The organism is Candidatus Streptomyces philanthi (assembly GCF_059553635.1).
Map to the genome: position 1 here is coordinate 43,404 of NZ_JCANQV010000001.1, position 15,115 is coordinate 58,518.

The following is a 15,115-nucleotide window of genomic DNA, read 5'->3' on the forward strand; positions in this document are numbered from 1 at the left end:
GGTCTACGGGGTCAGCCAGCGGGCGGCGCGGGAGGCGCGGCGCAGCTCGTGGTCTGGAGGCCGCCGGACAGCCCGCTCGGGCAGAGCGGGATTGTCACGACGTACGAGACGCCGCAGCGCATGCAGACCTGCACGCCTTCCTCAGTGAACAATGACGTGTACATGTTCTGGGTAAGGCTGGCGTGGTCGTAGACGCCATCGAGGCTGATGACGTCGGCCTGGAGCTGGAAGAAGCTGCCCGCGCGGTAGAGCAGCACCTTGACCTCGCCCGGCCACACCGTCGGCACCGCCTCGCCACCGAACCCGGCCGGGTCCTGGTCAGCGTAGGCGTCCTGCCAGTCGTACACCCACTGCGGGTTGACGCCGACCGACCGGAGGTAGGCGTCGATGTCGCCGTCCGGCACGGACCAGCGCCGCTCGATCGCCTGCTTCTTCCGCAGATCCGACTTCAGGATCGGCTTCAGCCAGATCGGCGCCAGCATCTCCAGCGTCGCGGTCGGCGACAGCCGCTCCCGGTACCGCTGGTAGTAGACCTGGAGTTCCAGCATGCTGAGTACGGACTCGACCATGCCGGGGCCGTGCGGGTCGACGATCGCCGCGTTCGGGTCCGGAGCGGCCGGGGCCGGCATGGTGACCGCCGTCGACATGGCCTCCATCTTCGCGATCTTCCACGCGTTGAGCTTGTGCGCGTGGATCGCGAGGACGCCCTCGGTGAACTGCGCGACCCTCTCGGGCCAGCCGCGCTCGGTGAGGATCGGGGTGCGCAGGCACACGCCGTCGACGTCGAGACGGCACTCGATCATGTCGTCAGGGCAGGGGACCTCCAGGCAGGGCTTCTCCTTGCCCGCGATGGCGTCGGCCTCGGTCTGGTGGAATCCGGCGGATTCCCAGGCGCCGAAGATCGCGGCCCAGTCGAAATCTGCGGGATACCGCACGCCGCCGCGCCTGGCGGTGACGGTCGGGAGGTTGACCATGCCGTCCTGCGTGATCCGCAGGTCACACAGGTCGTACAGGGTCTCCGACGGGGCACACCAGCCGCCAGCCGCGACGAGGCTGCCGCCGGTGAGCTGGGTCTCGTCGGTCGCGCGCTTGATGACCTCGTCGGCCTCGCGGTCGTCGCGGATGGTGAACTCCTGCGGGATGTCCCGCTGGATGCGGGCGACGCCGACGCGCTGCCGGCCGCCGCCGCGGCCGCCGGAGGAGATGAGCGGCATCATCCGCTGCTCCCACGCTCGGCCGAAGTCCGCGAGGCCGCCGAGCTGCTGCCCGGTGGCGAAGCCGGGCACGTCGGCGGCGGCGACGAGGGTGTGGGTCGTGCGGCCGTCCGCGTCGGGTGCGGGCGGTGTGGTGCTGTGCAGGCCGAGGGGGACGCGCGGCCGGACGGAGGCGGCAACCGGCTCCGGGGCGGGCGCGGTCGTGGGCTCGGTGGTGGGCTCCGGTGCCTCAGCGGTCTCTGCCGGGGCGTCGGGCTGCGTCTCGGGCGCGGCATCCGTCTCGGCGGCCGGGGCCTGGAGGCTGCGCAGGCGGTCGCTGGCGGCGGAGGCCCGCTCGGCGCGGGCGTCGATCGCCGCTTGGTGCTCGGTGACCGCATCGGCGACGGTGGCCAAGTGCTCCAGGAGTGTGACGGTCTTGTCGTCGGTCGGCCCGTCGCCTTCGGTCGCGGCGTCGAAGCGGTTCAGGATCTCGGCGGTGACGGCGGACGGGTCGAGGTCGCTGGCGCTGGCGATGGTCTCGCGGAGGATATCCGCGTGCTGGTCGGCCGGGGCCTCGCTGAGTTGGGCGAGGACGTCGTCAAGGAAGCTCACGGCTTCGGCCCCTTTCAGGGATCGTGGCGTCAGCTCCCGGCCCACCAGCCAGCGGAGTCATCACATCGTAAGGGCGTGTACGCGGTGGTCTACTTGGAGATCGCGTTCCCGGTTCGGGGGTCGATCTCCTCGATTCGTCCACCGCGGGCCCGGAGGGCGATCTCGGCGCCCTTCTGGGTGGCGTACGACACCTGACCGCCGTAGGGGTCGGTGTGCCTCCACACGCTGTGGATACCGCTGTTGATAATGCTGGCGCGCCCTCCCGAGCGTCCGCCGCAGTTGCATCCCATGATCGGTCCCTTTCTCGTCAGGACGAGGCGCGCGACTTGGCCCGCTTCGCTTCCCACTCAGCAACGGCCGCGCACGCCTCGGCGCGCGATCCCGGGTTCACGTTCTGTCGGCCCGGGAAGTTCAAGTCGCCGGTCCGGCACATCTTCTTGGTGGCGTTGACGGCCGTCGCGATCGCACGCGACTCCGTCATGCCCTTCTCCTGGAGGTGCTTGGCGATCCGCTTGATGTACTTCGGCAACCCACCCGCCTTCTCCACCCAGTTCGCCAGCTCAGCGTCCGCCGTTGCGGCGAGCTGCGTCACCCGCGGCGCACGCAGACGCTGAGCGGCCATTGCCGCGCGGGCCGTACGGACGCGGTCCGCGGCAGCCGTTGCGCGGGCCCGGCGGTCCTGCTCAGTGAGCACGGCGTCCACCAGCTCGGCGATGCCCGGGGCGCTGACCGCCTCGACGGGAGCGGGGAGTGCCCCGGCGGCGACGAGCGCGTAGTCACCCTGATCGGTCCGCCTCCTGGTCGGTACCGGGAAACCTTCGGTGTTCACCGCGAGGGCGGCGACGAGTTCGAGACCGCCGTCTTCCTGCCGCCAGTCTCCGGAGAACCGCGACAGGCTGAGGCGGAGCCGCTGCTCGTCCGTGAGGTCAGGCAGGACGGCGCCCGCGAGCCAGATGCCGCGCGAGTCCTCCCCGGCCCGCACGACGGCCGCCATGGTGCCGGTGTGGTCGTAGTGTGCCGCGGCGGACTGCCGATCGAGGCCAAGGGCGGCGTGGCCAGTGCCCATGGTGATCAGGCCAACGTCCACCAGCCCCTCGGACGTCGCGATCGGACGTGAGTTGAACAGCGCGTACCCGGAGGCCGACCGCGGCGGCGTGACGGCGCGGCCGGGGTACGAGCGGTGCGCGACGCCCCACGCGGCGAGGTAGCCGCGGACGCGGCCGTCGTCGTCCACCGTGACGGGCTGGAGGTCGGCCAGGTCGGGCGCCCGGAACCACTCGGTGGGCGGCTCCCAGCCGTCGTACCGGAACGCGGCGGCCGTCACCGCATCGCCGTCCTCCTCGGCCTCCGCCGGGGCGCCGTCGGACCGGTCAGCCATGCCGATCTGCGCCTCGGGGAACGCAGGGTGAGCCAAGAGACTCGCGCCCATGATGCGCCACTGCGTGTACAGCTCCCCGGCCTCCGCGCCGTCGCCGTCCTCGCCGACGCACACCATTCGGCCGGCGGCCCGGTCGATGTCCGCGCTGACGAAGCGGAAGAACCCGTTCTTGATCTTTCGGGCGAGTGCCGCGCCTTGCGGGTCCTCGGTGTCGATCCGGCCCCGGCCGAGCAGCCGCGAGCCGTCCCGCGACACCTCGTCCAGCGTCATCAGCCCGACGGTGGCACCGTCGTGCCCCCGGCCGGTGACGTACTGGACGGTCACGGGCAGCGGAAGCGGCCGGACATCGACTGGCGCGTCCTCGGCGAGCTGGAGCATCCGGCCGTCGGCGGACCACTCGTTGACCAGCGCGATCGTGCCGGTCCAGGTGCCGTCGTCAGCGATATCGACCGCCGCGGACTCCGCGGCGGCCACGAGGGCTGAGGTCCAGGGGATGAGCACAGCAGTTCTCCTACTGGTCGGGCGCCGGGCGCAAGGTCATCGAGCACCGGCAGTTCGCGATCTGACCGAAGTCGCGGGCACGGGGGTCGCCGGGGAACTGGAGTCGGTCCCCGCCCACGCTGAACGGTTCACCGAGCGGGCGTTCCTGCCGGTCGGCGGCCCGGTGAGTGGGGCGTGTCCGGTCGTCATGCGTGGCCAGCCACGCCTTCACCCAGGGCCTCCGGGTGCGGGCCTGGTCGTCCAGAGCGGCCCCGAGGCTGCCAGCGTTGAGCGCGCCGATCACCTCGGTGCGGGTCATGCCGGCGGCGTCGCCGGTCCAGCCCTCCAGTGTCGCCAGCTCAGCAACTCGCTGGCGTAGTCGCGCCGGAGACTCCCCGCGGGCGAGGCCGTCGCGCCACGTACGGCGCATTCGGTCCCACACCCGCCCCGGCCATCCCCGCAGCCGTTCCACCAGCGCCTCGGCCTCATCATCCCCGCGCGGCTCTCCGGCCCCGGCCGGGGCCTGCGGTGCGGTCCTGCCGTAGGCGCCCCACCAGATCCGCCGCCAGACTGGCACGATGTGTTGCTGTACGAGGCGCCGCCACAGTCCGGCATCGGGGTACCCGCTCCAGTCCGGCTCCCCGCCGTCTGGCGTCGCGGCGGCGGTCACCGCGCGGCCCAGGCCGAGCCCAGCGCGCACCTCGGCGAGGAACTCGCCCACCGCGGCGCGTACGGCCGGGCCGAGTGCCTGCTCCGCCTCGGCGACACGGGCGCGGTCGTGCATCCGCGCAGCCAACCACGGATCACGGGCGGCCATCAGGCGGCCTCCTCGGCGCACCCGTCCGCCTGCGCGAGAACACGGGCGAGATAGTCGCGACGGTGCTCCTCACGCGCGAGGAGCAGAGTCCTCACGTATCGGTCGACGGCCTGGTGGAGGCACGTTTCGCCGGGAGTCGCGGCGCGGAATTCCCGGTAGGCATCGGTGAGCATCTGGTCGAGCTGGCCCTGACCGGCGGCGAGGTGAACGTGGATGCGGTGCAGTGGCACGTCGCGCATCTGGCCGCGGAGAGCCCTCCCGCCCCGGTTGAGGAGCCACTGCCCGGCCCGCTCCAGCGCTCGGCGGACGGCCATGTCGAGGCAGGTGATCCGCCACTCCTCCGCAGCGGCCGACGCGGTGACACCGGGCAGAGCTGGCGGCGAGTTGCGCGGAAGCTCCGGCTCGGCGGGCGGCCGGGACACCGTGACCGGCGTCCGGACGGCGTCCGCAACCGCCGTCCGGACACTGCCCGGGAGATGCACGCCGAGCGCCTCCAGCGCTGCCGGCGCGAGCTGCGTGTGGCTGGTGGCGAGCTGGAGCAGGAGACGGCGCTGCTGCTCCTCGTCGTCTGGCATGTCCTCGGAGCTGAAGCCCAACTCCCGCAGATACGCGGCATCCGAGAGCACGCCGCGAGAGTGCGCTTCGGCGGCCTCGGGCGCCCTGTTCGGCCGCTGTCGCAATTCACTGGTGTCGTACCAGCACGCCCACGCCTCGGGGTCGGGGACGCCGAGTGCCGCCCAGGCAGGCCGGAAATACCGTTCGGTCAACGCTTCTGCGATCAAGCCGAGCTTGGGCTCCAGGTGGATTTTGATGCCGGTCTCGTCCGCGAGCCATGCGTTCCAGTGGTTGGTCTCCGCGAGACCGGTCAGGATCTCTGGCGGCATGTCGAGGCCGGTACCGATCCGCTTGATCGCCGCCTCGCGCAGCGGGAGCACGTTCGCGTCGAGATCGGTTGCGAAGGTCTCGTACAGCAGTTTGTCCTTCGGGCTGCCCGGCGTGGTGAGCAGCAGCGGGACAATCGCGGCAGCACTATCGCGGTTCTTCAGCGGCGTCGCCATCGACTCCAGCAGCGCGGCGGCCACCGGGTTGGAGTGCAGTGGGTTGGGCCCGTCGGACTGCTGCGGTGTCGCGGGGGCGACGTCGTCGGAGAGCAGCATCAGGCCGGCGCCCGCGAGTCGGGACTCCACCGTCGCGAGTACATGAGCTGACAGGCCCTGGAGTTCGCGGAGCGGGTCGCGGAGGGCCTGGACCGGGGAGTCCGCCCGGTGGGCTATCTCGGCGTCCGGCCGCCACAGCCGCAGGAGCGTGCACGTCTCCAGCGGCAGGTCGACGCGGGCGGTCGCCGACTCCGGGAGTTGCACGCGAATTGTGCCGCCGCCCGAGACGCTGGTGATCTCCGAAGGGGAGCACACGAGCCACCGGCGCGCGCCGGTCGAGGGATCGTCGTAGCCGAGGAGGTACGACTCTCCGGGCACGTCGAGGAGGACGGAGAGGCGCCGCAACATCTCGGACTGCCCGAGCTGCCCGCCGGCCAGCTCTTCCAGCGGGGCGAGGAGCGTCGCGACCTGCTCCGGTGTGACGTCGTCGCCGTCGGAATCGACAGGGATGGGATCGCTGGAGCCGTCGGGGTCGATCCTGCCCACGTACAAGCGCGCGCGGCTGCACCCGTTCGCGGCCCACGTAACTCCGGCCCGTAGCTCGGGTACGGCGCGGTAGAAGTCCCATCCCTCGGCCTGCCAGTCCTCGCGCTTCCCCACGACGGTGCGGACCTGGTCCTTGGAGATGAGCGCGGCGGAGGCCAAGACGGCGCCCCCGGGCACCGGCCGGCCCGCCTCGTCGTGTCTGTGGGCCTTGTGGAGCTTCCACCATGCCATCGCTGCTCCTCCTCGTCAGCGCCGCTGGTCGCGGACGGCCATGTCGACGGCGAGCGGGTCCAGGACGATGTGCCGCGGCGGGGGCGGGGAGTCCAGCCACGACGCGGCCAAGGAGACGACGTACGACGCGGTCAGCGCGGCGACGACGTACTGGAAGGCGATGGTGTCGTGCCACAGCCAGTGGGCGACCGCGGCGGCGGCCGAGACCCAGATGCTCGTGCACCAGGAGCACGCCATCAGGTCGGCGAGCCATACAAAGAATCGCCGGCCGCCGCGCTTCCCGACGGCAGTACGGACGGGTTGGAACAGGGTGTCGTCGACGATGAAGCGCGTCGTCCGGGCGATGGCGCCGAGGGTGAGGAGCGCGATGATGATCTGCTGGGTGGCCACATTCGGAGGGTAAGGGCGTGTACGCCGTGGTTCCCCGGACACCGTCCGGGCTGTGTCCGGGGGCATGTCCGGGCGGACGCCGGGGCGATCGGACGGCGACGCCGGACACCGTGATGACCAGCGCAGACACTGTCCGGACCTGTGTCAGCGCAGGTGTCCGCTACGTCCGAGGCTGATCGCGCCGAGTCCTCCCGGCCGCGCGTGCCCGACCTGGGAGAGGGACACCCCCGCAGGGGAGCTGATCGCGTCTGCGGTCTGTCCGTGGGCGAAGGCGAGCAGGAGCGCATCGGCGTTGTCCGGCGACCGGCCGAGCCGCTTGATCACCTCTTCCTTCTTCTCCACCCGGATCCGACCCCGCGGGTCGAGATCCCACCGCGGCTCCAGGAGCTGAGCGACGGTGACGTCGGCGTTCTCCATCGCGGACAGGTCCCACCCGCCGTCGGCGGACAGCTCCCGGCCGATCTCCCACCAGAGTTCGGCGCGTAGGTTCACGTACCGGTCGGGCCGGCTCGCCGCGGAGGCAACGTTCACGGCCCGGATCGCCGCCGCGTGCTCGCCGCGCTGGGCAGCGTTCCGCAGCTCGCCGATCACGCCGAAGCCGACGCCGATCGAGTCGACCTTCACGCTCGTTGCGCCGGTCTCCCGGATCGCGGACAGCACCATCGGCGCGATCCGCTCCGGCCGGTCCGTACGGGCACGCCACTCCCGGCCGGCGCGGCGGCCGCGGCGTTCGCGGATGACCGTCTCGTCCGACCCCCCGCCGACGTCGACGCCCAGCTCGACGGGGAGGAGCACGTCGCTCTCCAGCGGTTCGTCGGGGGCGATACGACACGCGGCCACGTCGGAGGCCCGGACCACCTGGGTCGGGGCGTCATCGCTGAACTCTCCGAGGACCTTGCTGCGGTAGAGGGGGTTGTCCTCGCCCCACTCCTTCCGTTTCTCCTCCACCCACGGTCGGCCGACGAGAGCGAGGGCCATCTCCTCTGGCACCTCCTCGCCGGTCAGGTTCGGCGAGTCGAATGCGCTGATGCCCATGGTGTGCCAGCCGGAGCCCGGCGCGCAGACCTTCCGGAAATGGCTCGCGGGGTTGTCCGGGTTGCCGATCGCGAGGATCCGGCAATCCGGTCCGGTCGTCAGTGCGTCCGCCGCGACCCAGAGCTGCTCAGGGACGCCGCATGCCTCGTCGATGATGACGAGGACGTACCGAGCGTGAATTCCTTGGAACCCGGACTCGTCCTGGTCGGCCGGCTTCCTGCCGTAGCCGACCAGCTCGTCGCCGATCAGCCACTCGGTTTGGTTCACGCGGCCTGGCAGCCCGGCGGCCTTGTGATGGCGTCGGATGTACCGCCAAAGGATTGCGCGGACCTGTGCGAATGTCGGCGCCGTGCTGACGACGAATGCGGTGCCGGGCGGGTGTACGTCGAGCCACCAGCATGCGGCGAGGGCTGCCGTCCACGACTTCCCGACGCCGTGCCCGGACCGTACCGCGGTCCGCCGATGGTCCCGTACGGACCCCAGCACCTGCCCCTGCCGGGACCACACCACCTGGCCGAGGCGCCCTTCGACCCAGCCGACCGGATCGGAGGCATACCGCTCCGCGCGCCGGCCGACGGCGCGGCGGTCCGCCTCATTCTTAAGCTGGTCGCGGATTTGCCGAAGCGCTTGGACGTCGCCAGCGTGGACGAGGTCGTGGATCTGGCGTGTGATGTGGCGGAAATCAGGAGGAGCTGCCATCGGAGTTTTCCGTGATGTCGGCCATTAGCCCGATGATTTCGGATCCGAGTTGTTCGGCGTCCACGCTGACGCGCAGTGGCGCATCCAGTCCCAGGAGTTTGCAGCGTCGTTCAATCGCGTTGAGGGCCACCTGCGCGGCCCTCGAATCGCCTTGTTCGACTCGGGGCGCCATGGAGGCGATGATCCAGTCCGTACGCGTTAGCTCCTCCTGCGCGGCGCGGGCTCGGTCCGGCGCCTGGTCGGCGAGTTCGCGGGCCATGACGCGGTCCCACGCCCGTTTCGCGCCTGATCTGTCGTGGTACCCGACGAGTTCCGCGATCTCGTCGAATGAGTGCCCCCGGACTCTGAGTCGGACGATCTCTAGCTCTCGGGCGCGGGCCCCGTCCCTGCGTATCATGCTCTTCCCCATGCCGCACACTCCCTTCTGCGACGAGGGTAGGGGCGCGTACCGGATACCCAGGAGCAGCGAACGGCGAGGCCCCGCGAAGGGCCTCGCCGTTCGCTTGGGCATTGCTGGATTCGACGGAGTTGTGCGTCTCGGGCATTGCGTGGTCCTCCTGATCGGCAGATCCGAGATGGTCAGAGCATCTTGGCAATGAGGGCGATGAGGATCAGAGCGCCGACGATCGCGATAGGGGCCCAATTGCCGTCTTGCGGCCCCCGGTAGGCGACGCGGGCGATCCGCTCACCAATGGGGCGGTCGCCGTAGTGCCGGCGCTTCCGATGCCGGGCCCCGTGCTGCTCGGCGGCGAGGCGGGTCACGTACGGGGTGGACTCGGTGCCGCAGATGGGGCACCGGTAGCAGTACGGCATCGGGGGGGTCCTGGCGGTCGGGCGAGTGGTAGATGACACGGTAGATGGGGTGGTAGATGGATGGTTGATGAACTGGTAGATACGCAGGTCAGGCCCCATCTACCGGGGTGGTAGATGGGGCCCGTAGGGGTTACGGGGCGGTCTCGGGGGAGCGGGCGGCGGAAGGGCGGAGGAAGCGGGCGAGCGCGGGCCTGACGGCCCCCTTGGAGAGGGGGCTGGCGGGGGCCTCGGCGGGGGTGTCGACAGGCCCCTCGTCCGGCCCCTCGGCGGGGGCCTCCTCTGCCCTCTCGGCGGGGGTGGTGGAGAGGGTAGAGAGGGGGGTGTCCGGGAGGGCGCGGAGAGCGTCTTCCAGGGGCATTCCCAGGGCCTCCTGGAGGTCGTCGGCGTGGATCCCCCCGGTGTTGCCGACGCCGCGGATGTTGAGGGTGCGCCGGTGGGGGAGTCCGAGGCGGTCGAGGTGGGCTCGGAGGGTGGCCGCTTCCCAGGTGAGGCCGGGGGTGTTGGCCAGGATGGTGGCGAGGTGGACGCCGCGTCGGCCGGCACGGACGGCGTCGTGGACGGCGGTGATCACGTGGCGGGTGAGCCAGATGTCGGCGGCCTGGATGCGGGCGGTGGCGGGGTCTGTTGAGTTGTGCTGCTCCCCCGCATTTTTTTCATGATCGTTTTGGGTGGCGGGGTTCGCGGGGTCGCGCGTCTCCCCTGCCGTTTTTTCAAGATCAACTTGAGAGGTGGGGCGCCCCACCTGCCCCTTCTTCGCCTTCTTCACCTTCTTGGGCTTCGGTGGCGCCACAGCCGACGCGACCACAATCCATACAGAGGCGAACCCAGCCAGCGCGTACGGGACGTACACCGAATACGGGGCCAGCGCTGCGGCGGCCGCGCGGGCCGCCGCAGCGAGGACCGAGAACCCGACCAGCAACGCGAGGGCAAGAATCCCGAGCCGCTCCAGCCGATCTCCACCGGACGGCGACGGTGCTTCCGGCGCCTTCGAGGTGTCATCGGCCGGTGCGGCCTTCTCTCCCTTCTTCCGGGGCCCCTTCTTCTTCCCGCCGGCATCCCCAGCGGGGCGCCCGTCGACGAACGCGACAAGTGCTCGCACCACGTACCGCACAACCGGGGTGAGGAGAACCCTCGACCCAGCGATCACCCGCATTCCCCGGAATGGGGCCGCGCATTCGCGGCAGATCTCCAGAAGGGGCATCACAGGGCGCCCGTGAGCTTTGCGATACCCATACGGACCGCATTGGAGAAGATGCTCCACACGCCGCCCGCGCTCCCGTAAATGACCGCAGCGGCAATTCCCAGAAGGGCGGGCCATACAAGCCGCTTCCACTTCGGGACGAAGATCAGGATCGTCAGGATGAGGGCCGTGCCACCAGCCTGCGGGTTGCCCCAGAAGCCACCTTGCCCGATAACGGACTTGGGGATGTCCCCTATGCCAGTAGCAATGTTGGCCCAGGTCCCGCCTGCGGCAATCCACAGGGTGCCGGTGACGATGCCCCAGATTCCAGCCTTGTCTCGCGTATTGATCTTAATGCGGTCGGAGCCGCGGAGCCCGAAGAGGAGAGCAAGGGCAGCAGCAAGGGCAAGGCCAGGCAGAGTGATAGAGCCGAGGAAGTTCATAGTCGTGCCGCTTTCAGGAGAAGGTGCCAGGGGCGTACAGGGCAGTCGAGAGGAGGGCGGAGGCCAGCGGGACGCGGGCGGCGAGCCGCCACGTCCAGTGCCACGCGCGTGTCCGGCGGTCGACGAGCCACCACAGGCCGCCGCACATACCGAGTGCGGTGACGAGCAGGGAGACGGTGCTGGGGCCGAGACCGATAGCTGAGCCCTGCTCGGCCAACCACCGCATAGCGGCAGGTGTCCACCGCTGCCCGGCCGCCGCAGCGAAGGCTGGCATCCCCACCATGGCCACCGTCCCCACGGCCCCAGGGAGGGTCGCCTGGACCGCGGCGGTACGGGCCAGCTTCCAGCCCGCGCAGGCGCCCACGATGGTGAGGGGCCATGCGGCGGCGGTTTCGGGGTGCTCGTCGGCGAACGGGTAGACGTGGCTGGCCAGGCCCACGAGACCGATGCCGTAGCCGATGGCGGCCGCAGTGGCGTTGAAGGCGAGGGCGCGGAGGCGAGGGTTCTCCGTGAACGAGGACGAGGCCGGAGTCGGAGGGGGCGTCTCTCCTCGGGGGGCCTCCTGCCCTTCCTCTGCCGCCTCATCGGCAGCGTCGGGCTGCGTGGTGGTGTCCTTCTGAAGGTCGACCGCTGGTGCGTTGGGCAGCTCGCTGGAGGCTTCCGGGGGCGGCGCGGCCGCAGGCTCGACCTCCTCGGTCGCCTCGGGCGTGCCTGTGGGCGCGGTGGGGGTGTGCCACCAGCCGGTGGTGCGGTCGTCGAGGGCGACGGTGGTGCCGGGGGTGGGGAGGCGGGCCCCGCCGATCGGCGGGGCGGTGGGCTTCGGCGGGGCGGGCGGCGCTACCTGCCTGCGGGGCACTCCCGGGTTGACCCACTCTTCTTCGCCCAGCCGCGGTGGGACGGCGGTGGCGGGCGGCTGCGGGGCGGGGCGGGGTGCCTTGATCAGCCGGACGCGTGCTCCCTGCTGCTCCCGCTTCTTCCGGTCTTTTTCGCGTTTCGCGTCTGCCAGCAGCTCGGTGGGCGAGGTGTAGAGGACTGCGTCGCCTGCGGTCTTCTCGGACCCCGGCAGCCGCTTCTTCTTCTCTGCCTTGGGCGCTGGCTTCTTCTTGGGGGCGACGAGCATGTCGCCGGGGTCCCCGAACGCGAACGGGGTGACGGCCACGAAGGGGGCGGGCTTCTCAGGCATGGTGGCCTCCGAGGGCGCAGATCAGGGCGACGATGACGGCGAGCGGCAGGAGGGTGGCGGTCTTCCGCACGGCGGGGAGTACGGCCTGGTGGTCGGTGGCGGCGAGGCCGGCCAGCGCGAGGACGCTGACCGACCACCAGACGCCGACCGCGACGAGGGCGGTCATGACGCCTTCTTCCGCTCGATGCGGCGCCGGGTGCGGGTCACGGTGTCGGCCAGGTTGGACCGGTCGCCGTGAACGCTACGGATGCGGTCGAGGAGGTTTTCGTCGGTGATGCCAGGGGTGTCGGCGAGAGCGGTCCGGATAGTGGCGGCGATGGATTGCCCTATCGGCGCGACCACGGCCGGAGACGTATCCGGGATGGTGTCCTGGACGCCCTGTCCGGACGTGGGCGGGGCCGTGTCTGTCGGGCGCGGGGACGGCACGGGGGCGGTCGCTGACGTGCTGTCCTGCGTGTCCGGACGCGGGGCGGGAGCGGGGGCGGGAACGCTCGCTGGGGGCTGAGGCGGAGCCGCGACCGGCACGGACTCGACCACCGGCGCGGACACCTGCGCGGGCGCTGTCCGGACAGGCGCGGACGGCGGGCTGATCTCCGTGACCTCGGCGGCCGTCACGGCGGTCGTCCCGTACGCCGCGCGCATGTACGCCTCGTGCCGGTCCAGGCGCCGGAGCTGTGCGGAGACTGCCGTCGCCGCGGTGATCTTCTCCCGGCGACGGCGCAGCCAGTGGGCGACACCATCGGAGAGCGGCACGGCGTAGTGCCGGAGCACGAGCGTCCACAGCCCCTTGGCGAGGAGGCCGACTGCGGCACCGGCGGCTCCTGCGACGGGCTGGTGCAGGGTGGCGCCGTACGCGGCGACGGCGCCCATGCTGATCAGGAGGGCGAACCAACCAGCTACGCAGGCAGGCCGAGCACGCTTCGGGTCCAGGCGCTCCAGCCATTCAACGCCCAGGCAGGCGAGCCAGACGAAATCGAAGACCAGCGCGACGGAGTAGGCCACCGGGGTCGGGATGAGGTGGCCGAGGAGGCCACCGATGCTCGCGGTGGTCCCGGCGACCGACAGCGCAGTCACGCCGATGGCAACGCCGGTGACGGCGCGGAGGACGATGGCGTCCAGGTCGCGCGGGGGGATCGGTTCGTACACCGTGTACTCGACGTCGCGGGTCTCGCTGATGCCGTCGATGGTGGTGGTCTCGGTCCGGTGCCGCTTGGCCTCGCGGTACCGGACGCCGGGGATGCGGGGCTGCCCGGTGTCGGTGTCCGGGTGTCCGGACGTGTCCATGGGGTGTCCTCGGGATCGTCGTTACAGGTGCTTGAGGAGGCGCTCGCGGCGCTTCATGCGGCGGGCCTTGCGCTCGGCGTAGACCTCGGCGTAGTCCGGGTTCGTAGCCCGGAGAGCGAGGTAGACGGCGGCGGCGCGGTCGATCCGGCGGGCCTCTGCGGCGATGAGTCGGGCCTTGAGACGGCAGGGGAGCATGGCGGTCTCCAGTGCGGTGTTGGTGGGGAGTGGAGCGAGCGCATCGAGCCGGCGGCTCCTCGGACCGCACCCGGCCCCGGCGGACGGGGACGGGGACGGCCCGGGTGGCCGTCGGCTCAGCGGGCGAAGTGGGCGCCGAGGAAGTAGGCGGCGAGGACGATCGGCCAGGCGAAGGCGAGGAAGTAGAGGAACCGCATCTCACGCCTCCGGGCGGGTCATCGCGCGGCACTTCTCGGCGTGCGACTGGGCGGTTCGCTGGAGGTCCGGAAGTACCTGGGCGATCTTCCTGTCCCTCTCCTCGGGGCCGTCGTTGTAGAAGACCTCGGGGGCCCTACGGTCCTGCCACGGGCACCGTTCGCCGCCGCACGCGGCTCGCAGAAGGCCGTTGTCGTAGCGGATGTCGATGGTGGCGCTGGCGACGGTGAGGTAGCGGGCGAGGACGCCCACGGGCCAGGTGGTGCTGGTGCTCATCCTTTTCTCCTAACTTCGGGGTGAGAGGTGGTGGTCAGGCGTGTGCCTGCCGGCGGAGCCAGGCGGCCGAGGCCGACTCCAGCCCGGCGATCGCCGCCGGGTCGTGCAGGGGCGCGGTGTCGATGTCCCGCATTGCCTCCTCCGGCAGGACGCGGCGCATGTAGGCGATCTGCGGCCTCTCCCAGACCCGGCCGGTCTTCAGGGAGACAAGGTCGTACTGGCCCCCGTAGTAAGCCCGTACGCGGCAGACGAAGGTGTGCGGCGTGTCCCCAGCCCAGTAGCGGATGGGGTCGCGGTAGAGGACGAGGTCGTCCTGGCGCAGGTCCTGGGGACCGCGGATGGTGGCGTGTTGCGTGGTCATGGCGTCTCCGAAGTGGTCGGTGGCCGGTCCTGGGCTTTCCGGCTCCCCTCACCGCCAGTACGGGACGGACGGTGAGGGGAGAGCCGTCAGAGGCGCCGGAGGAGCCACACGCGGTCGATGCGATCGCAGGTGAGGCAGCAGAACGAGGTGTGCCGCGGGCGGCAGACGTGGACGAAATGGAAGGTCGCCGCAGCCGAGAGGATGAGGGTCCGCAGGCAGATGAGGATGCCGAGGACGATAGCGACCACCCTCAGGGCGCCGATGGTGTCCACACCTACGCCCCTTCGATGGCCGGGAGAGCCCGGCAGATGGCGGCGTGGGTGTTGGCGTCCTCGCGTGCCTCCGGCAGTTCGGCAGGGAAGTAGCAGCCGTTGTCGAGCCGGATGTGGCCGCGCGTGGAGGTCTTGCCGTCGGTGCCGCAGCCGCGGCAGATCCAGACGTAGCCGTCGACCTCGCGCGGCTCGGCGATGTAGGCGCGGCCCGGCCCTGACCGGGTGGTGTAGCGGTGCGGGCGGATCTCGACGGTGGCGCCGCCGAGGTTCAGGTAGCGGATGATGGCGACGGGCGCCGTGGGTTCGGTGGTCTTGGGCATGCGAAGGCTCCTGGTGAGCGGTTTGGGAGTGCCCCGGCCGGAGGTCGAACCTGGCACGACCATCGGGGCGGTTGTCACTGCGGAAGGCGAGCGGCGACACTCACGCGAAGATGCG

General features: G+C 71.0%; 19 protein-coding genes. All 19 read right to left on the minus strand.

Going from position 1 to position 15,115, the window contains the following annotated elements; all coding sequences use genetic code 11:
* Positions 1 to 11 precede the first annotated feature (11 nt).
* The gene (locus tag AC51EU_RS00240) at positions 12 to 1,805 is read right to left on the minus strand and encodes a major capsid protein (RefSeq protein ID WP_496264499.1); all 1,794 of its coding nucleotides are present in this window, start codon (positions 1,803 to 1,805) and stop codon (positions 12 to 14) included.
* An 89-nt stretch (positions 1,806 to 1,894) separates the two neighbouring features.
* Positions 1,895 to 2,095 (minus strand): hypothetical protein, encoded by a 201-nt coding sequence (locus tag AC51EU_RS00245; protein WP_496264500.1) that lies wholly within the window; start codon positions 2,093 to 2,095, stop codon positions 1,895 to 1,897.
* 17 nt (positions 2,096 to 2,112) lie between these two features.
* Positions 2,113 to 3,684 (minus strand): hypothetical protein, encoded by a 1,572-nt coding sequence (locus AC51EU_RS00250; RefSeq protein WP_496264501.1) that lies wholly within the window; start codon positions 3,682 to 3,684, stop codon positions 2,113 to 2,115.
* 10 nt (positions 3,685 to 3,694) lie between these two features.
* A complete protein-coding gene (locus tag AC51EU_RS00255) occupies positions 3,695 to 4,480 on the minus strand; it encodes a putative phage head morphogenesis protein (protein ID WP_496264502.1) in 786 nt (261 codons plus the stop codon).
* On the minus strand, positions 4,480 to 6,354 hold the full coding sequence (locus AC51EU_RS00260; RefSeq protein WP_496264503.1) for a hypothetical protein: 1,875 nt from the start codon (positions 6,352 to 6,354) through the stop codon (positions 4,480 to 4,482). Before AC51EU_RS00260 ends, AC51EU_RS00255 begins: the two co-directional genes overlap by 1 nt.
* Before the next feature lie 15 nt (positions 6,355 to 6,369).
* The gene (locus tag AC51EU_RS00265) at positions 6,370 to 6,744 is read right to left on the minus strand and encodes a DUF1360 domain-containing protein (protein ID WP_496264504.1); all 375 of its coding nucleotides are present in this window, start codon (positions 6,742 to 6,744) and stop codon (positions 6,370 to 6,372) included.
* Between the two features lie 144 nt (positions 6,745 to 6,888).
* Positions 6,889 to 8,046: a hypothetical protein gene (locus AC51EU_RS00270; protein ID WP_496264505.1), complete on the minus strand. Its 1,158-nt coding sequence runs from the start codon at positions 8,044 to 8,046 to the stop codon at positions 6,889 to 6,891.
* Between the two features lie 415 nt (positions 8,047 to 8,461).
* Positions 8,462 to 8,737, minus strand: a complete 276-nt coding sequence (locus AC51EU_RS00275) for a hypothetical protein (RefSeq protein WP_496264506.1) — start codon at positions 8,735 to 8,737, stop codon at positions 8,462 to 8,464.
* 320 nt (positions 8,738 to 9,057) lie between these two features.
* On the minus strand, positions 9,058 to 9,330 hold the full coding sequence (locus AC51EU_RS00280; RefSeq protein ID WP_496264507.1) for a hypothetical protein: 273 nt from the start codon (positions 9,328 to 9,330) through the stop codon (positions 9,058 to 9,060).
* A 91-nt stretch (positions 9,331 to 9,421) separates the two neighbouring features.
* Positions 9,422 to 10,393, minus strand: coding sequence for a hypothetical protein (locus AC51EU_RS00285; protein ID WP_496264508.1), 972 nt, complete (start codon positions 10,391 to 10,393; stop codon positions 9,422 to 9,424).
* Between the two features lie 98 nt (positions 10,394 to 10,491).
* Positions 10,492 to 10,914 carry a hypothetical protein gene (locus AC51EU_RS00290; RefSeq protein WP_496264509.1) on the minus strand — a complete coding sequence of 141 codons (423 nt, stop codon included), beginning with the start codon at positions 10,912 to 10,914 and terminating at the stop codon, positions 10,492 to 10,494.
* Between the two features lie 13 nt (positions 10,915 to 10,927).
* Complete coding sequence (locus AC51EU_RS00295; RefSeq protein ID WP_496264510.1) at positions 10,928 to 12,097, minus strand: hypothetical protein; 1,170 nt, start codon at positions 12,095 to 12,097, stop codon at positions 10,928 to 10,930.
* Positions 12,090 to 12,263 (minus strand): hypothetical protein, encoded by a 174-nt coding sequence (locus tag AC51EU_RS00300; protein WP_496264511.1) that lies wholly within the window; start codon positions 12,261 to 12,263, stop codon positions 12,090 to 12,092. The genes AC51EU_RS00295 and AC51EU_RS00300 overlap by 8 nt, the downstream gene beginning before the upstream one ends.
* Complete coding sequence (locus AC51EU_RS00305; protein ID WP_496264512.1) at positions 12,260 to 13,381, minus strand: hypothetical protein; 1,122 nt, start codon at positions 13,379 to 13,381, stop codon at positions 12,260 to 12,262. The genes AC51EU_RS00300 and AC51EU_RS00305 overlap by 4 nt, the downstream gene beginning before the upstream one ends.
* A 21-nt stretch (positions 13,382 to 13,402) precedes the next feature.
* Positions 13,403 to 13,576 (minus strand): hypothetical protein, encoded by a 174-nt coding sequence (locus AC51EU_RS00310; RefSeq protein WP_496264513.1) that lies wholly within the window; start codon positions 13,574 to 13,576, stop codon positions 13,403 to 13,405.
* 198 nt (positions 13,577 to 13,774) lie between these two features.
* Positions 13,775 to 14,047, minus strand: coding sequence for a hypothetical protein (locus AC51EU_RS00315; RefSeq protein WP_496264514.1), 273 nt, complete (start codon positions 14,045 to 14,047; stop codon positions 13,775 to 13,777).
* 34 nt (positions 14,048 to 14,081) lie between these two features.
* On the minus strand, positions 14,082 to 14,408 hold the full coding sequence (locus AC51EU_RS00320) for a hypothetical protein (RefSeq protein ID WP_496264515.1): 327 nt from the start codon (positions 14,406 to 14,408) through the stop codon (positions 14,082 to 14,084).
* An 86-nt stretch (positions 14,409 to 14,494) separates the two neighbouring features.
* A complete protein-coding gene (locus AC51EU_RS00325) occupies positions 14,495 to 14,680 on the minus strand; it encodes a hypothetical protein (RefSeq protein WP_496264516.1) in 186 nt (61 codons plus the stop codon).
* 2 nt (positions 14,681 to 14,682) lie between these two features.
* Positions 14,683 to 15,000: a hypothetical protein gene (locus AC51EU_RS00330; protein ID WP_496264517.1), complete on the minus strand. Its 318-nt coding sequence runs from the start codon at positions 14,998 to 15,000 to the stop codon at positions 14,683 to 14,685.
* Between the last annotated feature and the right edge of the window lie 115 nt (positions 15,001 to 15,115).